At 55.5% G+C, this 21,033-nt stretch carries 18 protein-coding genes, 1 tRNA gene and 2 pseudogenes; 9 read left to right on the top strand and 12 right to left on the bottom strand.

The window, feature by feature from the left end; all coding sequences use genetic code 11:
* Positions 1-119: 119 nt before the first annotated feature.
* Positions 120-890, top strand: coding sequence for a hypothetical protein (locus tag FJ695_RS18360; RefSeq protein ID WP_141186793.1), 771 nt, complete (start codon positions 120-122; stop codon positions 888-890).
* Here the strand turns inward: FJ695_RS18360 and FJ695_RS18365 are convergent.
* The 3 genes from FJ695_RS18365 to coaD all read right to left on the bottom strand — a co-directional run bounded on the left by FJ695_RS18365 (position 887) and on the right by coaD (position 2,482).
* The gene (locus tag FJ695_RS18365) at positions 887-1,360 is read right to left on the bottom strand and encodes a peptidylprolyl isomerase (protein WP_141186794.1); all 474 of its coding nucleotides are present in this window, start codon (positions 1,358-1,360) and stop codon (positions 887-889) included. The two genes, FJ695_RS18360 and FJ695_RS18365, sit on opposite strands and share 4 nt — an antisense overlap.
* A gap of 36 nt (positions 1,361-1,396) precedes the next feature.
* The gene (locus FJ695_RS18370) at positions 1,397-1,888 is read right to left on the bottom strand and encodes a peptidylprolyl isomerase (protein ID WP_141188804.1); all 492 of its coding nucleotides are present in this window, start codon (positions 1,886-1,888) and stop codon (positions 1,397-1,399) included.
* An 84-nt stretch (positions 1,889-1,972) separates the two neighbouring features.
* On the bottom strand, positions 1,973-2,482 hold the full coding sequence (gene coaD, locus FJ695_RS18375) for a pantetheine-phosphate adenylyltransferase (RefSeq protein ID WP_141186795.1): 510 nt from the start codon (positions 2,480-2,482) through the stop codon (positions 1,973-1,975).
* A gap of 164 nt (positions 2,483-2,646) precedes the next feature.
* On the opposite strand from coaD, the gene FJ695_RS18380 reads away from it, so the two are divergent.
* The gene (locus FJ695_RS18380) at positions 2,647-3,036 is read left to right on the top strand and encodes a phosphopantetheine adenylyltransferase (protein WP_141186796.1); all 390 of its coding nucleotides are present in this window, start codon (positions 2,647-2,649) and stop codon (positions 3,034-3,036) included.
* Between the two features lie 288 nt (positions 3,037-3,324).
* On the top strand, positions 3,325-3,534 hold the full coding sequence (locus tag FJ695_RS18385; RefSeq protein WP_141186797.1) for a hypothetical protein: 210 nt from the start codon (positions 3,325-3,327) through the stop codon (positions 3,532-3,534).
* A 79-nt stretch (positions 3,535-3,613) separates the two neighbouring features.
* On the opposite strand, the gene gyrA is transcribed toward FJ695_RS18385, so the two are convergent.
* Positions 3,614-6,445, bottom strand: a complete 2,832-nt coding sequence (gene gyrA, locus FJ695_RS18390) for a DNA gyrase subunit A (protein WP_141186798.1) — start codon at positions 6,443-6,445, stop codon at positions 3,614-3,616.
* Between the two features lie 213 nt (positions 6,446-6,658).
* On the opposite strand from gyrA, the gene FJ695_RS18395 reads away from it, so the two are divergent.
* On the top strand, positions 6,659-7,294 hold the full coding sequence (locus FJ695_RS18395; RefSeq protein WP_141186799.1) for a MarC family protein: 636 nt from the start codon (positions 6,659-6,661) through the stop codon (positions 7,292-7,294).
* Between the two features lie 4 nt (positions 7,295-7,298).
* Here the strand turns inward: FJ695_RS18395 and FJ695_RS18400 are convergent, their stop codons facing one another.
* Positions 7,299-7,676, bottom strand: coding sequence for a hypothetical protein (locus tag FJ695_RS18400; protein WP_141186800.1), 378 nt, complete (start codon positions 7,674-7,676; stop codon positions 7,299-7,301).
* A gap of 181 nt (positions 7,677-7,857) precedes the next feature.
* Between FJ695_RS18400 and FJ695_RS18405 the strand changes: the two genes are divergently transcribed.
* Positions 7,858-8,184, top strand: coding sequence for a TraR/DksA family transcriptional regulator (locus FJ695_RS18405; RefSeq protein WP_141186801.1), 327 nt, complete (start codon positions 7,858-7,860; stop codon positions 8,182-8,184).
* A 4-nt stretch (positions 8,185-8,188) separates the two neighbouring features.
* Here FJ695_RS18405 and FJ695_RS18410 read toward each other — a convergent pair whose 3' ends face one another.
* Together FJ695_RS18410 and guaA are read right to left on the bottom strand one after the other, a co-directional pair.
* Positions 8,189-8,722 (bottom strand): hypothetical protein, encoded by a 534-nt coding sequence (locus FJ695_RS18410; RefSeq protein ID WP_141186802.1) that lies wholly within the window; start codon positions 8,720-8,722, stop codon positions 8,189-8,191.
* Positions 8,723-8,786: 64 nt separating this feature from the next.
* Positions 8,787-10,361: a glutamine-hydrolyzing GMP synthase gene (guaA, locus tag FJ695_RS18415; RefSeq protein WP_141186803.1), complete on the bottom strand. Its 1,575-nt coding sequence runs from the start codon at positions 10,359-10,361 to the stop codon at positions 8,787-8,789.
* 262 nt (positions 10,362-10,623) lie between these two features.
* On the opposite strand from guaA, the gene FJ695_RS18420 reads away from it, so the two are divergent.
* The gene (locus tag FJ695_RS18420; RefSeq protein WP_141186804.1) at positions 10,624-11,856 is read left to right on the top strand and encodes a lipopolysaccharide assembly protein LapB; all 1,233 of its coding nucleotides are present in this window, start codon (positions 10,624-10,626) and stop codon (positions 11,854-11,856) included.
* Between the two features lie 18 nt (positions 11,857-11,874).
* On the opposite strand, the gene FJ695_RS18425 is transcribed toward FJ695_RS18420, so the two are convergent.
* The 4 genes from FJ695_RS18425 to FJ695_RS28050 all read right to left on the bottom strand — a co-directional run bounded on the left by FJ695_RS18425 (position 11,875) and on the right by FJ695_RS28050 (position 17,197).
* The gene (locus FJ695_RS18425; RefSeq protein ID WP_141186805.1) at positions 11,875-13,167 is read right to left on the bottom strand and encodes an RsmB/NOP family class I SAM-dependent RNA methyltransferase; all 1,293 of its coding nucleotides are present in this window, start codon (positions 13,165-13,167) and stop codon (positions 11,875-11,877) included.
* Positions 13,168-13,223: 56 nt separating this feature from the next.
* Positions 13,224-14,726, bottom strand: coding sequence for an IMP dehydrogenase (gene guaB / locus FJ695_RS18430; RefSeq protein ID WP_141186806.1), 1,503 nt, complete (start codon positions 14,724-14,726; stop codon positions 13,224-13,226).
* 189 nt (positions 14,727-14,915) lie between these two features.
* Positions 14,916-15,626 (bottom strand): RlmE family RNA methyltransferase, encoded by a 711-nt coding sequence (locus FJ695_RS18435; protein WP_141186807.1) that lies wholly within the window; start codon positions 15,624-15,626, stop codon positions 14,916-14,918.
* Positions 15,623-17,197, bottom strand: coding sequence for an exopolyphosphatase (locus tag FJ695_RS28050; RefSeq protein WP_371708791.1), 1,575 nt, complete (start codon positions 17,195-17,197; stop codon positions 15,623-15,625). Before FJ695_RS28050 ends, FJ695_RS18435 begins: the two co-directional genes overlap by 4 nt.
* 453 nt (positions 17,198-17,650) lie before the next feature.
* Between FJ695_RS28050 and FJ695_RS18445 the strand changes: the two genes are divergently transcribed.
* The 3 genes and pseudogenes from FJ695_RS18445 to FJ695_RS28055 all read left to right on the top strand — a co-directional run bounded on the left by FJ695_RS18445 (position 17,651) and on the right by FJ695_RS28055 (position 19,965).
* Positions 17,651-17,724: transfer RNA gene (locus FJ695_RS18445), tRNA-Gln, on the top strand.
* 141 nt (positions 17,725-17,865) lie between these two features.
* A pseudogene (locus FJ695_RS28495) lies at positions 17,866-18,030 on the top strand (DUF6538 domain-containing protein); the annotation flags it as partial.
* A gap of 42 nt (positions 18,031-18,072) precedes the next feature.
* The gene (locus tag FJ695_RS28055) at positions 18,073-19,965 is read left to right on the top strand and encodes a tyrosine-type recombinase/integrase (protein WP_168206415.1); all 1,893 of its coding nucleotides are present in this window, start codon (positions 18,073-18,075) and stop codon (positions 19,963-19,965) included.
* Positions 19,966-20,018: 53 nt separating this feature from the next.
* Here FJ695_RS28055 and FJ695_RS28500 read toward each other — a convergent pair.
* Positions 20,019-20,126 (bottom strand): annotated as a pseudogene (locus FJ695_RS28500) (topoisomerase DNA-binding C4 zinc finger domain-containing protein); the annotation flags it as partial.
* Between the last annotated feature and the right edge of the window lie 907 nt (positions 20,127-21,033).

The raw sequence follows: 21,033 nt of genomic DNA on the forward strand, positions 1-21,033 counted from the left end.
GTTCAGCTGTTGCGGCGTCAACATGAGGACCATGATATGCTTGGGTCGAACCGACAATTCTGGCACAATTCGGCTTCAGCAGATTACAAGAATTATTGGTACGCACCGGAATAATCAGAATGCAAAGACCAATTGCCATCCACGCTCCGGTGATTTGGATTTTATTCTTTTTCGTTTTGACGCCGTTCAAGGCCACATATGCGGATGCACGTCCACCAACACGCCTAGATATAATCGCGATTGACTATCCGCCGTTCATTTCAAAATCAGCACCCGGCTTTGGCACCGCCTTTTTGCAATTGCAGGATTGGTTGGACCGCACGAATCTTAATATCGAGCCTAGGCTAAAACTGCTGCCTCCCGCCCGAGCTCACCGGACAGTCAATCAAGGAAGTTGGTGCGCCTCTTTCTATCCTCCGCACGATCGGGCGCAGAGGACGTTCATTCCGTTTAGTGAGACGGCAATCGAAATCAAACTGGTTCGAAGACAGGACGACGGAGATTTCGAATGGACTGCGAATTCCTATTTCAAAGACCGGAGCATTGCGGTGCTGAGGAATTATGGCCGGTCACCGTTGTTTGAAGGTTTTGCACGCGCGGGCGCTAACTTGATCCCTGTAGAGACTGTCGATCAGGGGATGGAGATGCTGCGCCTTGGCCGTGTGGATTATGCGGTAATCGATTCAGTTAAATTCAGCAGAGAATTCTCAAATGCCCCTGGTGGCGAGAAATATCAGTTATCCAAAAACAGTTTGGAAACGACCCGGGTCGGTATTTATGTCGGGCCCGAATGCTTGTCTGTGTTTCAGGACGTTATCTCACTGGAACAAAAAGGCGCGGCTGCAACACCTGCAACCACGCCTAATTCTAACTCAACACTTATCGATTAGGCTGCGTCAGCAGCGACCTTGATCGATACGATGTTGTCCGGGTTTTGAACCGGCTCGCCGCGCTTGATCTTGTCGACGTTTTCCATGCCCTCGATGACCTTGCCCCATGCGGTGTACTGGTTATCGAGGAAGGTCGCATCACCGAAGCAGATAAAGAACTGGCTGTCACCGGAGTTCGGATCTTGCGCGCGCGCCATGGAACAGACACCACGGACATGCGGTTCAGCGTTGAATTCGGCTTTCAGCTTCTTGCCCGATCCGCCGGTGCCGGTGCCATGCGGACAGCCGGTCTGCGCCATGAAACCTTCGATCACGCGGTGAAAAACGATGCCGTCATAAAACCCTTCACGCACCAGTTCCTTGATGCGGGCAACATGGTTCGGGGCCAAGTCCGGGCGCATTTCGATGACAACGGACCCTTGGGTTGTTTCCATCAGCAATGTGTTTTCCGGGTCTTTGTAGTCAGCCATTTTTGTCTCCGTAAAATGCTGGAATTGTCTGCTAAGTTAACCGGCGTCTGCGGCCACTTGCATCTTGATGATCTTGTCCGGGTTTGCCGGCGGCTCCCCCTTGGTGATGTTGTCGACGTGTTCCATACCCTTAACGACTTCACCAAACACGGTGTATTGGCCATTCAGCCAGTCGCCATTGGCGAACATGATGAAGAACTGCGAGTTTGCACTGTTCGGGCTGGAAGAGCGGGCCATGCCGAGCGTGCCGCGTTTAAACGGCGCAATGGAAAACTCTTCTTTCAAATCCGGCTTGTCGGAGCCCCCGCGTCCGGTTCCGGTCGGGTCACCCGTTTGAGCCATGAAACCGTCGATCACGCGGTGAAAGATGATGCCGTCATAGAATCCGGCCCGGGCAAGTTCTTTGATACGCGCAACATGATTGGGTGCGATGTCCGGACGCAAACGGATTTCAACCCGGCCATCTTTCAGGTCCAAATAAAGGGTGTTTTCCAGATCCTGAGCCTGCGCATTTACTGCAGGCAACATGATCAAAGACGCCAAAACGGCGAAGATTGCAAAAAATCGTGACACTGGAAACTCCTGCGGTTCACGTCAAAGGTTTGGTTACAGTCAAACTTGGCCCGGTTTTGCCCGCTGGCGCACCGGCTCGGCGACAGGGTCAGGCACAAAGTCCTTTATCTCTCCGCCCATCTTCGAGATTTGCCGGACCAACGTCGCGGTAATATGGCGGACAGTCGGAGATGCCGGCAAAAAGACTGTTTGAATGTCCGGCGCCATCGTCTGGTTCATGCCGGCCATCTGCATTTCGTAGTCAAGGTCGGTGCCATCACGCAGACCTCGAACCAGTATGGTCGCGCCATGTTCACGGGCCGCGTTTACGACTAGGCCGGAAAAGGCGATGATTTCGACCCGTTTTGCCTCATCTGCAGAAAATTCCGACGCCGCAGAGGCCTTAATCAAGTCCACCCGTTCTTCGAAGGAAAACAACGGCGTTTTGCCTGGGTGAATGCCAATGGCCACCACCACCTTGTCCGCCAGCGCAAGGGACTGACGCAGGATATCCATGTGGCCGTTGGTAACCGGATCAAATGAACCCGGGTAAAGCGCGATACGAGTCATGGCCTTTCCATACTCTGACCCAACGCGCTTCACAAGCGATCTGGCCAAAGCATGCGCTTTTTTCGCAAGACAACCAATTTGTGACGGCAATCACATTCTTCTTGGCTAAACCCGGGCAAGGTGGCCTCATCAACAAAGCGAAGGCGAGAGCAGGAGCCGGACCAATGAGGAGCAGTCACACCACCAACCAACCTTTTGCAACAGAAGCAAAAGCGATGGACCCGTTTGCCCATGTCAAAATGGCATCAATCTTTGTTTTAGCAGTGCTGACTGTTTTGCTTGCCGGAGTGTTCGGCATGAATGCCAGCAGCGCCTCTCAGGCTCAAGAAGCTGGTATGCCAGCGGCCCAGGGCATGATCGCCTCCAAGTCGGATCGCAAATCTGGCCCGGACGTTCAAGACTGCAAAAACCAGACCTGGGGTGCGTGGAGCGCAAAATGTGCCGCTGAACTGACCGGCGCTTCCAAGGTCCGTACCGTCTCTTTTGTCACGGTTGAAAAACAACCGATGACCGTCAATCAAACCATTCTGGCCCGCTACCCGGCCAACAACTGATCAATCCGACTTCCAAAACAAATATCCCCAAACGAAAAACAGCGGCCCAGTTTCCACCCTGGCCGCTGTTTTCGTTTGTCCGACCTGATGGCCGCGATTTCAAAAGAACATTCTGTTTTGCAAAATGGGAAATCTTTTCACTTATCGAAGAATTGCCACATCGGTCTTGGTTCGCATTTCGCGCACTTTGCCATTGTTTTTGTTTGGTTTTTTGTCAAATGCACGTTTGGCAAAACTATTGCACCACCAAAACATCAGCGCTTTAGGCGCCTTCACAAGGAGCTTGAAATGACCAAGACAATTGCTATTCGCCGCCCCCGTTCGTCCGGATGGACCGGGTCTCATCTGGCGCAGAACTATGAAAGTGTCGCTATTGGCGCCTTAAAGGCAGTCCTGGCTTGCAAAAGCCTCTGCACACAGGTGCCTCACTCATCGTCTGAAAGCTGGTTGGGCGCTCATGATATGCCGGGAATTCTTGCAGGAGTAGCAGAGAGCTGACGTGTCTCATGCGTCAAACAATAGCCCGCAAAGAAATTGGGCGGCCTCTCAAATCCTGAAATGCCGCCCAAAAACAATTTTATTCATCAGATCCTGAGGAGCTATCCGGTGTTTCTCCACCGTCCCCGTCGTCAGATCCATCGCTGTTCTCGGGCGCGCCATCTTCTTGCGCTTCGCCTTCGGCGCCCTCTTCCAGCTCTTCATCCTCGTCGACTTCAGAGATGCCTTCGACGGCGACGACCTTTTCATCCTTCGCGGTCTTAAAGACAATCACACCTTGGGTCGCGCGGCCGGCAATCCGGATACCATCAACTGGGCAACGGATAAGCTGCCCGCCATCGGTCACCAGCATGATCTGATGGCTGTCTTCAACAGGGAACGAGGAAATCAATCCACCGTTCCGGTCATTGACGGCCATTGCAGTGATGCCTTTGCCGCCCCGGCCCGTAACCCGGTATTCAAAGGATGACGTCCGTTTGCCGTAGCCGTTTTCCGAGATGGTCAGGATGATCTGCTCCGCCGCGCTCATTTCCGCATAGCGCTCCTGCGAGAGTTCACCGGCAACAACGCCATCTTCATCGGCACCACCGGCATTCTCATCCGCTTCACCACGCATCGCCCGGGAGAGTTTGAGATAAGCAGCCCGCTCTTCTGCATCCACATCAATGTGGTGCAGGATCTGCATGGAGATGATGCGGTCGCCATCCGCCAACCGAATGCCGCGCACCCCAACCGAATTCCGGCCAGCAAAGACACGAACATCGGTGACCGGGAAGCGGATGCATTGACCGAAGTTGGTGGTCAGCATCACATCGGAATGCTCAGAACAGGTGTCGACACCAACAATGCCGTCGCCGTCTTCCAGCTTCATCGCAATCTTACCGTTACGGTTGATGTTGACGAAGTCGGACAGCTTGTTCCGCCGGACTGTGCCGCGCACCGTTGCAAACATCACATCGAGGTTTGCCCAGCTTTCCTCATCCTCCGGCAGTGGCAGGATTGAGGTGATCTGTTCGCCCTGCTCCAACGGCAGCATATTAACCAGAGCTTTACCGCGGGACGTTGGTCCTCCAAGCGGCAGGCGCCAAACCTTCATCTTGTAGCAAATGCCGCGAGAAGAGAAGAACAGCACCGGTGTATGCGTGTTGGCAACAAAGAGGCGGGTAACAAAATCCTCCTCTTTGGTCGCCATACCAGAGCGGCCTTTGCCACCCCGACGCTGTGCCCGGTAAGTCGCCAACGGCACGCGTTTGATATATCCGCCGTGAGACACGGTCACGACCATGTCTTCGCGCTGGATCAAATCTTCTTCGTCGAAGTCCGGTCCGCCTTCGACGATCTCGGTCCGGCGCGGTGTTGCGAACTCTTCCTTGATCTCCAGCATCTCGTTGCGGACGATTTCCTGGATTCTCGCACGCGAGCGCAGGATATCGAGGTAATCGGAGATTTCCGCGCCGATCTTATTCAGCTCTTCCTCGATCTCGTCCCGGCCCATCGCGGTCAGGCGTTGCAGGCGGAGATCCAGAATGGCCCGGGCCTGCTCTTCCGACAGCTTGTAGGTGCCGTCTTCCTGCACCATGTGGCGTGGGTCATCAATCAGGCGGATCAGATCTTCAACGTCCTTGGCCGGCCAGTTCCGTTCCATCAACTGGGCGCGGGCTGTCGCCGGATCGGGCGCGGCCCGGATCAGCTTGATAACCTCATCAATGTTGGCAACGGCGATGCCCAAACCAACCAAGATATGCGCGCGATCGCGGCATTTCCGGAGAAGGAAACGGGTCCGTCGCTGAATCACCTCTTCGCGGAAGGACACAAAGGCCTTCAGCATGTCAGAGAGGTTCATCTGCTCCGGCTTGCCGCCATTCAACGCGACCATATTGGCGCCGAAAGACGTCTGCAGCTGACTGAAGCGGTAAAGCTGGTTCAGCACAACATCCGGCACCGCGTCGCGTTTCAGCTCGATGACCACCCGCATGCCGGAACGGTCACTTTCGTCGCGGATGTCGGAGATACCTTCGACGCGCTTGTCGCGCACCATCTCGGCGATCTTTTCGATCATCGTGGACTTGTTGACCTGATACGGGATTTCCGAAACGATCAACGCCCAACGGTCCTTGCGGATCTCTTCAGTGTCCACCTTCGCCCGCATGACAACCGAGCCGCGGCCGGTTTCAAAGGCATTGCGAATACCTGCACGCCCGAGGATCATCGCACCGGTCGGGAAATCCGGACCCGGCACGATCTGCATCAGTTCTTCCAGGCTCAAGGCCGGGTTTTCCATGATCGCGATGGCCGCGTCGATCACTTCACCGAGGTTGTGCGGCGGAATATTGGTCGCCATACCGACCGCGATGCCGCCAGCGCCATTGACCAGAAGGTTTGGAAATTTTGCCGGCAGGACAACCGGTTCAGATTCCGAGTTGTCGTAGTTTTCCTGAAAATCGACCGTGTCTTTTTCAATGTCGTCTAGGATCCGGTGAGACACCTTCTCAAGACGGCACTCGGTGTAACGCATCGCCGCGGCAGGATCGCCGTCGATGGAGCCGAAGTTCCCCTGCCCGTCGATCAGCGGCAGACGGAGGGAAAAGTCCTGCGCCATACGAACCAGGGCATCGTAAATCGCGCTGTCACCATGCGGGTGGTATTTACCCATAACGTCACCGACCACACGGGCCGACTTGCGGTAGGGTTTGTTCCACTCATAGCCATTTTCATGCATCGAATAGAGGATGCGCCGGTGCACAGGCTTCAAGCCGTCCCGGACATCCGGAAGCGCACGCGACACGATCACGCTCATGGCATAATCGAGATAGCTGCGCTTCATTTCATCGACAATGGAGACCGGCTTGATGTCCGACGGAAGCCCGCCTGAAGGGGTGCTGTTGTCCTGGTCAGCCAAGGAGACACTCATTTGTTTGTTATTGCTGAATACTTTATATCCGATTCAACTTCGCGCACCAAATTTGCCGACGTTTTTAAGCTTGCTAATAATCCATCAATATCAATAGCTTATAAAAGCTATGCACAGGCATACAGATTCATTTCTAAGGGCTTGTTCGCAGATGCGCCAAATGGCTTATAAAACGCTCGAAGAAAGACCTTCGCAGACAGCCGGAGACCCGGGATGATCGACTTCTACATCAATGCATTTGCAACGCTGTTTGTGACCATCGACCCGGTTGGATTAGCGCCGATGTTCCTAGCAATTACCGCGGGAATGAGCCCTAGTGACCGGCGCCATGTCGCAATCCGTGCCACCGTCACCGCCTTAGGTATTCTTGGCATCTTTTATTTTGCCGGCCAAACAGTGCTGAATGTTCTGGGCATTTCTGTCTCCGCCTTCCGTGTTGCTGGCGGCATCCTTCTCTTCCTGATCGCGATCGAAATGATATTCGGCAAACGCCAGGAGCGAAAAAGCGAAACGGCGGAAAAGGCGATAGAGTCTGCAGAATCCAATCATGCGACCATCAACGAACTGGCGATCTTCCCACTGGCAATCCCACTGATTTCTGGCCCTGCCACTATTTCGGCCATTATCCTCTTGTCCAGTCAGGCACCAGACACCCTCACCTATGCCGGCCTTGGTGGTGTCATCGTAGTGATCCTATTGAGCTGCTTGGGCGCTTTTTTGCTCGCCGACCGAATTGAGCGCGTCTTCGGAGACACGGCCCAGCTGGTCATCACCCGGCTGCTCGGCGTCCTCTTGGCGGCGCTGTCAGTGCAATTCGTTGCAGATGGGATCCTGGCGTTTTTGGCGTAGAGAACTAACGGGGCAATTTCAGCTCAAACTCCTGCGGCGACACACCGTGGACACTGTCGCGAGCCTTGATGATGACCTCATGTGTTCCGTCTGGCACTTCGACACCCGACAAGGAGCGGGTAAACGGCTGTTCATTGACGTGCGGATGCGCCAAAACGCGCTTGCCGAGCAAAGTGCCGTCGGGCGCATAGACTTCCCAAAGGTCGGCGTAGTGATCCCAGCCAGTATCGGCATGAAGGAGGGTCACATCGAACCGCCATGTTTTGTCAGCCGCCTGGCTGGCTTCCGCTTTGACGATCTTGACGTCACCTGCTCTGGCGTTGCTTAGGGCAGCCATCGTTCCAATCAGTGTCAATGCAATAAGGGCACTCAGAAAACGCATCTTTCAAATCCATAAAACACTCGAGGAAGCCAACCTTACGAGGCTACCAGAAGATGCAAAGTCACAACTCTGTTAGCAGGCCGCCCGAGCCTGGCGATGCACTGACTGTCATTTGAAACAGTCACGACTTGCAATTTGAGTTCGGGTTCGCGCACTCTTCTTGAAAACCATGGAGGGTGACATGAACGAAGAGGCCGTCCGTGAGACGCTACGTGGACTTCGTGCCGACCTCGTAGCTATCAGTGAGATCGCTGAAGAGGCCCGGGCAACGGTGATGCTTGATCAGCAGTCGGTCGGCCGCTTGTCGCGCATGGATGCGCTCCAGGGACAAGCCATGGCGCAAGCGTCAGAACGCCAGCGGCGGGCGGATATTCAGAGGATTGATGCCGCGCTCAAACGGCTCGATGACGGTGATTATGGCTATTGCGTCGACTGCGGTGAAGAAATTTCGGAAAAACGTTTGGGAGTTGACCCTGCGGCAGCCTTTTGTATCCGCTGCGCCAAATAGTTTTTTAAGATATAAGACCGCGTAATTGCCGAAGCCAGGTACTGACTTCCAAAGACACTGTTTCAATGGGAAATTCCGCCAGCGACGTCTCCGTCCAAGCCCGTTCGGGAGTCAGTTTCAATTCTAAGGTTTCAAGTTCGGCGAGCTGGTCAGAGGTCAAAGGTAACGACCGGGCAGCCCGCAGCAAGACTATCTGTTCATGAATGCGTCTGAGAACGGACAAGGCCGCGCCCATCCGGTGCATCAAGGCTGGGTTTCCCCGCCAACTCAGCCCGCCAAAAACTTCCTGTGAAATACGCTGTCCGGCTCCGTAACAGGTGTAGGTGACGCAGCCTTGAAACCCGCGTTCAGCCCGATTGGAAAAAATGGAACAGCCGTTGTCCGCACTGAGGTTGGGACAAACCTCGCCCGCCGCCTTGTCGATGCCAAAGGATTCCGATTTATCAAACGCAAACACGGCGCAGCAAAGTGCGGCACAATTGGAACAATCGGGTTCCAGATTGATCGTATCGACTGGATCGAACGAGCTGCCGCTCATGGTTTGACGGAGTCCTTCAAAAAACAAAAACCGCGACATGATCCCATATCGCGGTTCAAAAGTCCTATTCCCACTCAATTGTTCCCGGAGGCTTTGAGGTGATGTCGTAGGTCACCCGGTTGATGCCTTCGACCTCGTTGATGATCCGGGTCGCGGTTTCGCCAAGGAACTCGTGCGTGAACGGATAGTAGTCCGCGGTCATGCCGTCGACGGAGGTCACGGCACGGAGCGCACAGGCATAGTCGTAGGTCCGGCCATCGCCCATCACACCGACCGTGCGGACAGGCAAGATCGCAACAAACGCCTGCCAGATCTCGTCATAAAGGCCATGCTTGCGGATCTGGTCGATATAGACCGCATCTGCCTTGCGCAGGATCTCCAGCTTGTCGCGGGTGATTTCGCCCGGGCAACGGATGGCAAGGCCCGGTCCCGGGAACGGGTGGCGGCCGATGAAGCTGTCCGGTAGGCCAAGTTCGCGGCCAAGCGCCCTCACCTCATCTTTGAAGAGCTCACGCAGCGGCTCGACGAGCTTGAGACCCATTTTTTCCGGCAGGCCGCCAACATTGTGGTGGGACTTGATCGTCACAGACGGGCCACCAGAGAAGCTGACACTCTCGATCACATCTGGATAAAGCGTGCCTTGGGCGAGGAACTCTGCGCCTTCGATCTCGTTGGCGTGCTTTTGGAACACGTCGATGAACAGCTTGCCAATGATCTTACGCTTGGTTTCCGGGTCCGACTGGCCGTCCAACTCGCCCAGGAACAGATCGCTCTCATCAGCATGGATCAACGGGATGTTGTAGTTGTCCCGGAACATGGAGACGACTTCGTCTGCTTCGTTCTGACGGAGCAAACCGTGGTCAACGAACACGCAAGTTAGCTGATCGCCGATCGCTTCATGGATCAAAACGGCCGCAACTGAGCTGTCGACGCCGCCGGACAGGCCACAGATGACCTTCTTGTCGCCAACCTGCGCGCGGATCTTTTCGATCGCGTCGTCCTTATAGGCGCCCATGGTCCAATCGCCGGAGAACCCTGCGAGCTTGATGAAGTTCCCATAAAGCGTCTTGCCGTTCGGCGTGTGGTGCACTTCCGGGTGGAACTGAACCGCATAAAAGTTCCGGCTGGCGTCGGCCGTGATGGCATAGGGCGCATTTGGCGAGGTGCCATAGACTTCAAATCCGGGCGCCAATTCTGCGACGTGATCGCCGTGGCTCATCCAGACCTGTTCTTTTCCGTCTTGGAACCATCCTTTCAGGATAGACAGATCCGCCTCAGCCGGTGTCACGAAGGCCCGGCCGAATTCTGCCGTGCCGCCGCCACCGGAAATCTTGCCGCCTTCAACCCGGCCGCCCAGCTGCTGCATCATCACTTGCTGGCCGTAACAAATACCTAGGATCGGCACTCCGAGACTGTAAACCGTTTCCGGCGGGCGCGGGGATCCTTCCCGGGTCACGGAATCTGGACCACCGGAGAAGATCACGGCCTTCGGCTTGAACTCCGCCAAGAATGCGTCGGAAACGTTCTGATACGGGTGGATTTCACAGTAGACATTCAACTCACGCAGGCGCCGCGCGATCAGCTGCGTCACTTGCGAACCGAAGTCGATGATAAGGAGGCGGTCATGATGATGTGTCATGGCGAGCTTCTACCTGCCTTTTTATCGAAATTGAACCCGGTTTTTTGCCGTAGACAGCTCCCGCACAAGATTCTTGTTTTTTTGGGTAGGGCAGCAGAAAAAGCCGGATGCGCAGAACCCATGAAGAAAAACCAGCTGGAGAAGCTGTGTACGGTTGGATTTGGCGTTTGCGCGCGCCTTTGCCACTGCCGTAGGTTAACGAAAGCCTATTCGCTCACCGCTCAGGCTATCCAAAACGCCCGTTAGGACCGCAACACCCATCATGACCGCAGCAGCCCGCGAAATTTTTGATCAAGCCATCGCCCTGGAAACGTCAGGCGATCTTCAAAAAGCGCTCGCAGCCTATCTCCGGGCCAGTGAAATGCTGCCGCATGATACGGAAATCTCCTATCGCGCCGCGTCAGTCCTTCTGCGCACTGGGCAACTCGAAGAGGCCCAGTCCCGTCTGCGCCGCATTATCTTTGCCGAACCCACGCACCTCAATGCCCGGTCCAGCCTGGCCAATTGCCAGTTGCTGCTGAACGATCTGGATTTGGCCGAAGGCAATTTCCGGGAAGTGCTGGATCAAGTCCCCGATCACAAAAACGCTCTTTACGGCTTGGCGAGTGTGCTGTTGAAACGCGGCCGCGCAACTTCCGCAGAACCGGTCGCAAAGCAGCTGCTGGAGCATATGCCCGACAGCCCCGTTGCGCTCTCGCTCTTTGCCGACATTCAAGAGAAAACCGGTAAAGGCACTCAAGCCGTCGCGAATTACCGCAAGGTGCTCAAGACAGCGCCGAACCACGTTCCGGCTCTGCTCGGCCTATCCCAAGCCCTACTCAAAACCAAACGTTACGACGATGTCATCGCGTTTACGGTTCGTGCGGCTGAACAGTCTCCGGATGAAGCGGCAGCTTTCGATATGTTGAGCCAGGCTCTTGAGGCCCGTGGCGATTATCAGGATGCGCTTGAAGCCGGACAGGAAGCCTTGCGCCTCGCCCCTGATAATCCCGGCCAATTGACACGGCTGAGTGTCTTGACCCGCAAACTCGGCGATTATCCGAAGGCGCTGGCCTACGCACTTCAAGCCCACGATGCAGACCCTACAAACCGGGCGCCGCTGAACGCCCTTGGTTCCGCATTGGCTGCATTGAAATATCCGAATGAGGCCCGGTCAGTTCTCACCGGCACGACCGAACTCGACCAGAAAGTCCGCAAGCTCGCTGAAGAGCTGTCTGCGCCCGTTGAGACCGAAGCGGCTCAGGATGTTACTAGCGGATTTGAATCTCAGCAGGAGGCAGCGCCGGTCGGAATCGGATTGAACGATGCTGTCCGACCCTCAAGAGGAGCAGCTTCTTCAAAGATGTTATCCACGGACAACCTGGGAACGCTAAAATCCGTGCCGGATAGTGCACCAAAGCCAGCGGCAGCTGCAGAGGCTAAACCGGCCTTTGGTTCCGGAAGAGACGATCCCTTGCCCAATGTGCTCGGCTTGACCCGCCGGGATGTGTCCTAGCCCCGGTTCGGATTTTGTTTAAGAAACACGTTCCAATATCGCGACAAAGAAACCATCGGTGCCAGTTGATGCCGGTGTCAATGTGAGATCGCCTCGTCCGGTCACATATGCCGGTTCGGCTTTTCCTTCGAGCTGGTTCCGCCATACATCCTGGGCAGATACAGATTTAAACTCGGGATTATCCGTCAGGAATCGATCAACCTGGCCACTGTTTTCTTCTGGCAACACTGAACATGTCGCGTAGATTAGACGTCCGCCTACTTTCACATATTCTTTTGCGTTTGCAAGAACATGTTGCTGGTCTTTAATGCGATCATTTAACGCTTTTTCGGTCAACTTCCATTTGGAATCTGGCCGCCGGCGCCAAACGCCAGTACCGGTGCAAGGTGCATCGATGAACACAAGATCCATCTGGCCTTCCAGATCCTCAAGATTGGAGCTCGCCGGATCGCGCACTTGGATGTTCCTGACCCCTGCCCTCTGCAAACGCTCATGGATCGGCGCAAGCCGCAACCGGTCTGCGTCATAGGCGTACAGCTGGCCTTTGTTTTCCATGGCAGCTGCCAATGCCAAGGTCTTACCGCCGCCGCCAGCGCAATAATCCAGCACCTGGAAACCGGGTTCGGCCTTGGCCAGAAGAGCGGCCAATTGACTGGCTTCGTCTTGAAGGTCGAACCAGCCTTTGCGGTAACCTTCTTCGGCTTGAACATGCGGCATCCGCCCAAGACCCGGTTTGGCTTCAATCCGCATTCCAAGTGGCGACAGTTTGGTGGCTTCAGCACCTGCATGTGCAAGCTTTTTCAAAAGCTTACCGCGTTCAGACTTCAGTGTGTTGACCCGCATGTCGACCGGCGCACGCTCAGACAAGGCCCGGCCTTCCTCAACTGCCTTTTCACCGAACACATCTTCAAACTTCGGCCACAGCCATTCCGGTACATCTGCAGCCTGCCAAGGCTGCATGTCTTCAGATGTTCCGTCCGACAGCCGCGCGGTTTCATCTTCGCTCAAAGGTTCTGGAGCATGCCGATCATCGGTCATAACCGTGGTCAGCGCCTCAAGACCCTTGTCCCACGTTAGAACATAGGTTGCCAGTGCCAGCGCCCGGGGCGAATCGTCCTGCATGATGGCTGCAAGTGACGCGCGGTTGCGCAGTGCATCAAACACAAGATTACCGATGACGGTCCGGTCACCGGACCCGGCAAAGCGGTGCGCCGCGCCCCATTCTTTCAGGGCGACCTGAACCGGCCGGTGACGGCGTTCGACTTCTTCTAATACTTCAATCGCCGCCGCGAGGCGTCCGCCGTCTTTCATGGCACACCCTTTGGATAGAGCCGGTTTATACCGGCTCCACACTAAACAAAATTGATTTATACGTTGGACGGATAGTTCGGGCTTTCCCGGGTGATCGTCACATCGTGGGCATGGCTTTCGCGCAATCCAGCACCAGAAATCTGCACAAAGCGTGCTTTTTCCTGGAAATCCTGAACGGTCTTGCCACCGACATAGCCCATCGCAGCCCGCAGACCACCGGCCAGCTGATGCAACACACTACCAAGCGGGCCTTTATATGGAACCTGGCCTTCGATGCCTTCCGGAACCAGTTTCAGACTGTCAGTCACCTCAGCCTGGAAATAACGGTCCGCAGAACCGCGGGCCATCGCGCCAACTGAGCCCATACCGCGGTAGGATTTATAGGACCGGCCCTGATGCAGGTAAACTTCACCCGGGCTTTCTTCGGTGCCCGCAAGCAGCGAACCGACCATCACAGAGGCTGCGCCTGCTGCAATCGCTTTGGCCAAGTCGCCGGAATACTTGATGCCGCCATCTGCGACCACCGGAATGCCTTGTTTATTGGCTTCGTTAACCGATTCAATGATGGCGGTCAGCTGCGGCACACCAACACCGGCGACGATCCGTGTCGTACAAATGGAGCCTGGCCCGATCCCGACTTTCACGGCATCTGCACCCACGTCGATCAACGCCTTTGTGGCTTCAGGTGTGGCCACATTGCCCGCCAGTACCTGGACTGAGTTGGAGAGTTTTTTAACCCGGTTGACCTGATCCAGAACTTTCTGGGAATGGCCATGGGCGGTATCGACCACCACCATGTCCACACCGGCATCGATCAGGCGCTCAGCACGGGCAAAGCCTTCGTCACCAACGCTGGTCGCAGCTGCGACCCGCAACCGGCCTTGAGCATCTTTAGAGGCATTCGGATTAAGCTGCGCCTTTTCCATATCCTTAACGGTGATGAGGCCGGTGCAATTGCCGTTGTCATCAACCACAAGAAGCTTTTCGATCCGGTTTTGGTGCAACAACCGCTTGGCTTCATCCTGTTTGACGTTGTCATTGACCGTCACCAGGTTGGAACTGGTCATCAACTCGCGAATCTTCTGGTCCGGGTTGGAGGCAAAGCGCACATCCCGGTTGGTCAGGATGCCAACCAGCTTGCCAGTGACCTGTCCGCCTGATCCGCCGTTTTCAACCACCGGAACACCAGAAATGCCGAAGCGTTTCATCAGGTCTAGCGCATCCTGGAGGCTGGCATCCGGGCCGATGACCAAAGGATTGACGACCATGCCGGATTCGAATTTCTTGACCATGCGGACTTCTTCCGCCTGGCGGTCCAGGGACAAGTTCCGGTGCACCACACCGATGCCGCCAGCCTGCGCCATGGCGATCGCCAGCCGGCCTTCGGTGACCGTGTCCATCGCTGAGGATAGGATCGGGATGTTGAGTTCTAGGTCTTTGGTGACTTTGGTTCTAAGATCCACCTCACCCGGCATCACTTCCGAGTGGCCAGGGATCAGCAGCACATCATCAAAGGTCAGGGCTTGCTGCCCGGTCGATGGGACAAAAAAGGATGCCATTGCCAATTCCCCTTTAAAATAACAATTGAGACGCACGCTGTTGAGGGAGCCTGCATCTTGTCGAGTCGCTTCGGCTGTGCCGGAGAAGTTGGCGCGGGTGAATAACACGCAGGTGACAGAATGAAAAGAGCCTGCATCAACCGCACAAGCTCTTTCGATCATTTTCCGGAGTTTAGCTGCACCGGGCTATCAATCGCTTTCCAGATCGCTGCCGCGAAACCCTTTGGCGATCACATATAGTTCCGGGCTTTCCTTGCGGCTTGCCGGCGGTTTCAAATGCGCAACGGATTTGAACTCGCGTTTCAGGTCCTGAAGCATGGCGTTTTCCGTGCCACCGCGGAACACTTTGGCCAGGAACGATCCGCCCGGCACCAAGTTGCGGCGGGCAAAATCAATCGCGATCTCAAAAAGATGCGTTGTGCGCAAGTGATCTGTCTGTTTGTGACCGGTTGTCGGGGCGGCCATATCTGACAGCACGACATCCGGCTTGTGCCCGCCGAGGGCTTCCATCAGGAGTGCCGGTGCATCGTCATCCAGAAAATCTTTCTTCAGGAAGACGGAGCCGCGCACATGATCCATGTCGAGGTAATCAATGCCGACAACCTTCGGCGATTCGACGCTTGATTGCACACGTTCAACGGCCACTTGGCACCAGCCTCCCGGTGCGCAGCCCAAATCGACCACCCGGTAACCGGGTTTGAGCAGCTTATGCTTGTCATCCATTTCGATCAGCTTGTAAGCCGCCCGCGACCGGTAGCCATCAATTTTTGCCCGGCGCACATAAGGATCGTTCAGCTGACGGGATAACCAGCGCGTGGACGACTCGCGCCGGCCAGCGGACGTCTTGACTTTGACGTGGAGGCCACGGTCGCCGGAGCCTCTTTTTTTCGATCCACTCATTGCCTATTCCTTGGCCGGCTCCGGTAATAGCGCGATCCGTTTTTCTTGCGGGACCATACGCCATCGGCGGCCATCAGTTCGGTGAGGATGCCTTCCCGCAATCCGCGGTCGGCAACACGCAGGCGTGGACACGTCCAGCGCCGCCGGATCGCCTCAAGGATCGCGCAACCAGCCAAAACAAGATCGGCCCGGTCTTCACCAATGCAGGGGTTGTTGACGCGGGCCTCATACGGCATATCGCGCAACTGATCAATCATGCCGCCGACTTGGGCGTCTTCCAGCCAGGTGCCGTCCACCCGGCGCCGGTCATACCGCCGAAGACCCAGATGCACTCCAGCAAGCGTCGTCACGGTGCCGGAGGTGCCCAGCATATGGACCTTGCCATTGGCAATGGCCTCGGACAAATCATCGGCCAGATTAAACTCCGCCAAATGATCCGCGGCGTCATCGACCATCTTTTCAAAGATGTCAGGGGTCACATGCACACCGCCATGGCGCTCTGCAAGATTGACCACTCCTACTGGCAAAGAAATCCAGGAGCGGATGAACCGGGTCAACGCGTAGCCCCGCGCCCCGCAGCGGTTGCGCAGATCCAGCCAGACGATCTCCGAGGATCCCCCACCGATGTCGAATAAGATGACACCGTCAGCATCATGATCGACCAAGGAGGCACATCCGGCGACGGCGAGACGCGCTTCGGTTTCCCGGTTGACGACCTCCAGCGCAAGGCCGGTCTCCGCCTGAACCCGAGAGATGAAGTCCTCGCCATTTTCGGCTGCCCGACAGGCTTCTGTCGCAATCAGCCGTGAGCGTTCTACGCCGCGGTCAGCCAGTTTCTTGTGGCATTGTGCCAGCGCGTCAATGGCCCGGTCCATGGCCGCTTCGCCAAGATTGCGGTGAGCGCCGACCCCTTCACCAAGGCGGACGATCCTGGAATAGGCATCAATCACCCGGAAGCCCCGTTCTTCCGGCCGGGCGATCAAAAGGCGGCAATTGTTTGTGCCAAGATCCAGCGCTGCGTAAAGAGGGCTGTTTCCAGTGCTCGGAAGTGCCCGCCGGCGCAGCCCATTGCGCGGCCGGTCCCCGTTTTGCGGACGTGCTCGGCGGACCGTTTGACTAGGTTGATCAGCCCGATCGAGCTGGATCGGCGGATCTATTGCCTTCGGAGTTGCGGCGGATTGTGTACCGCCGGTGTGCGGCCGTTTGTTTTCAGCAGCTGCAGCATTTTTTTCACCAGGACGCTGACCATTTTGCCCACCGGATTTGCCGGCCTGCCAGCGCTTTCGGCCTCGGCGGTTCGCTGCCTTTTTTCCTTTTGCTGAAGGTGCGCAGTCCGGTCTGGCAGCATTGTCGACCGCCTGTTTAGGCTCACCTGCCCGCTGAGCTGCGCCAGTTCCTTGACCGGAGCGGCGGCGCCCACGCCGCTTTTTCTTGCGGTGCGCCGCAGCATTTTCAACCACACGAGGAGTGCCGTCCGCCAACGGATCTGCGGCGGATTGAGAGTGTCCAGTGGCAGTTGCAGGACGCGTGGTGTCAGAACCACTTTCCGGTGACTTGACAGTTGCAGACAACTTTCCCGTCTGCTGGCCGCCAGCACCAGGCGCTGTCCGGTTTTTCCGGCGCCGCCTGTTTCGTCCCTTGCGCTCCTTCGGAGCAGAACTGTTCCCGGACACATCAGGGGCACGTCGCCCAGCCTCGGGCGGTTCCTGACCTGAATGAGTCACGTATTTGCCTTTCGATGCCCCGGCATCCCGTCCGCGATGCGGCGGTCCGGCAAGCCGAAGCAAGTCTTTTAGTTGGGAAAACTGTAACAGGTTGACCGGCGCTCGAAAAGAACCCTTGGCGGCAATTTCTTAAACAGCCAGCAGGGTGTGTGCGGCAGGTGAAACCATACCGGGTCATAACCCATAAAAAAGTCACGGATGGCTCTTGCTTTTGAAAGAGGGTTGGATGTATATGCGCTTCACCAATCGCCACCGGCATGAACCGGCGGCCCTTCTGCGCTGTTACGCAGCAAGTAGGATTGGGGAATAGGTTAACGGTAGACCCGCAGACTCTGACTCTGTTAGTCCTGGTTCGAATCCAGGTTCCCCAGCCAACTAATTTACAAGTCATTGATATATAACGAGAAAACAGGCGTAAAAATCTGTACTCTCAGTCGAATCGACCAACTGGTGCCCAAAACTGGTCCCCGGAACTGGTGCCCAAATGCGCCATTTCGGAAACGGGATGACGGGTTATGGCTCGACGACACAATGTTCAAAATCTCCAGCGCCGCGGCAACATCTGGTACTGGCGCCCGCGCATACCATCGGTACTTTTTCAATCTGACCTTAACCGGAAGCTGTCATTCAGCTTGAGGCAATCCGATCACGAGCGCGCAAGGTTCATGGCGCGCCGCCTCAACACCATGCTCGCTGAATTGCGATTTCGACGGGATTTGAAAATGACACGGCAAGACGGTCTTAAGAAGTTGTTCAAGGCGGAAATCGATCGCATGAACGACCTGATGGACGACATCGTCACGGCCGCAAAAGCAACGGGAAGTCTCGACGACCCCAGGCACCTTGAAGCCGATCTGGCCTCTGGCTGGGCCTTCCGTATGCTCGAACGCTTCGGCACGGCAATGGACCTTTCATTCCAAGACAATTGCCCCGGGCGCCAATTCCTCGGCGAGAACGGTGTTCCGGACGAATTTATACCTGTCATCGCCGAGACGTTTGAGCAAGAAAGACAATTCGCCCGCTCCGCCATGTTCGAAAACACTCTCAAGCAGGAGATGGAAAACGCTGATGTAACCAAAAGCCGACTAAATCTGGAGCGCGCCCGTTCAGAGACATTCCGGGCCAAGGCAGACGTTCTCCTCAATACACGATCCCTCTACCTAATCGATTTCCGTGAAAGCGCAAACGATAGCCCGCTTCCCAATGCGACGGTCGAGGACCTCCCTCTTAAAGTCGTTGCAACGCCCGAAGAAGACGCCGGGACAGAAGCATCCCTTGGAGGCGATGACGAGCCACTAAACCAGACGACTGGTACTGGCACAGAAGCCCCGCAACAGGAAACCTTGTCCGACCCGGTTCAGGATGATGAACTCGCTGCCGGAGACAGGCCGGTCCTGCTTCCGGTTTCTCAATTCATGGAAATCTTCGAGATCTGGAAGCGAAACAAGGGAACCAATTGGACAAAGGAAACGGCACGCGATGCACGAAACGCCGTCAAGATGTTCTCGGAGGTTCTTGATAAATTCCATGTCCAGCACACCGGGCAAATCCGTCAGGCACACCTTGCCGCATTTCGGGATTTCCTTGGCCTATTACCGAGATACTACGGGCAAAGTCCTCGTATGAGCGCACTCACCGCTCCCGAACTGGAAGAACTCGGACTTAAGATGATCGATGAGGCCGATGATAACGAACCCGCCAAGGTTGGTCTTGCGGCCGGAACTGTCCGGAAGCACTTTTCAAACCTGACATCGTTCCGCGATGTCCTCGCAGGCCGTGGGCACAAAATCATTCAATTTGAAACCAAAGGATTGATGCCTACAAAAAGGGAGGCCAAAGAACAATCGGAACCAACGCCCAAACCCGGTCCGGACAAGACCGAGAGAATGTTTCAGATGCCGATTTTCACGGGCGTAGAATCCGAAACAGATCAGATGACGGCGGGACCGAGAACGATCCATAATTCCCTTTATTTCATCCCCTTGATGTTGGTCTACACGGGGATGCGCAGGGCAGAAGCAGCGGGTCTGTCGGTCAATGACATTGAAAAACTACCGGACGGCTGGGCGATTGAAATCAGGAAAAACAACATTCGCCGCCTGAAGAAAAAGCAGTCAGAAAGAACCCTGCCGCTTCCACCTGAGTTGCTGCGATTGAATTTTCTGGACTATGTCGAGGAGATCCGGTCTCTCGGTTACGATGCCCTCTTCCCGGAACTGATCAATCCATACAAGGGGCAAAGTACAGATCCCGGGGACCGTTTCTACAAGAATTTCATGCCGCTATTCGTAGACAATGCCGCAAAGGGTGGCCCTTACTGGAACAGGGCCATTCACTCCCTTCGTCACGGTCACGCGGATACGCTGAAACAAAACGGTGTTTCCCCGGAGCTCATCGAAGATATTCACGGGCGGCAAAAAGAAACCGAGACAGGGAGGAGATATACCAATCCAGCGGGCCTGCCTTTGGTGAGCAAACTTCTGGAAAAATATCCGGTTGTGACAGCTCATCTGGGACCCAAACCAATTGAGCTCTTGAGTTTCGTTGCAGCGAAGGAACCCGCACCATGGTTTGAAGACCCGGATAAGAAACGTGGTCGGCGTGGAAAACGCTAGTGGCTACTCCTGCCTTTTGAATTAGGCTTACAGGTTTTGTCGCTCTGCATCGCCTAAGCCGGTTTCGCCGGTTTGACTTTCCCCTTGCCCTCGCATTTCGGGAAATTCACGCATCCGAGAATTTCTCCGTAACGGCCGGACCGTTTGACCAACCACCCATCCCGGCACTCCGGTCAAGCCGGAAATTCCTCGCCGCAACTAAATCGGAGCGGTTCAGGATCGTTTCTTGTCCTCATGGGAGCGTCTTGACTTCATGCATTGCAAGGGGGACTGGCTTGTCCGCAAAGCCTTCGATGTTCGCAAACAAGATATGGCCGTCGGGATTTGGCAGAACCGGGCACCATCCGCCCGCCTAATTCACTGCGTTTCGCCTGGGGCGTGACTTCCCTGTCGTCGGAAACGACACCAAATGCTGCGTGAAGGCAGCATCGATGCAGGTAAAAACAATCCAAGCAACCAGCGTGTATAGCAACTTGCTCATTTGGTGTTTCATTCGTCTGTTTCGGTAGACATCAATCCACTGGAAAATCAGGCAGGTGCTACAAGCACAAACGCTACCAAGAGAAGCAGGGATACAGTCAGTACAGTTGCTGCCATCGTGTTTATGGACGTCTTTTCTTCGCAGAGCGTGCATCGGGATCTACCAGCTGGTTGCGCGGGTTCCACCTTCCAGCACATCCACACGATCAACCAGAGAAGCGGGTTTGCGATAAAGATGATTGTCAGGATCACCAGGCGGCACATGATCAACCTTTGAAGAAAGTCTTCCAGCTGTATTCTGGCTGATATTTTCTCTTACGGTTTTAATTAGATCGAAGTCGCCGCGTGAGATTGATTTCTGCTGCCATTCATTTGGGAAACGCCGCCAATTCTGTCGGAAACATCACAGAGCATCAAGCCGCAAGTCCAACCGGATCATCTCTACGTTCGAATTGCTACAAGTGTTTGTCAGCAAAGAACACGTGACTGGCATGAGCGAACAAAACACTCACCTCAACTCCGACTATCTCAAGGCTATCGACGCTGAAAGCTGAGTGTTTCTGTGAGCCTGGCTCACGGAACAACACC

The organism is Labrenzia sp. PHM005, assembly GCF_006517275.1.
Taxonomy (GTDB): Bacteria; Pseudomonadota; Alphaproteobacteria; order Rhizobiales; family Stappiaceae; genus Roseibium.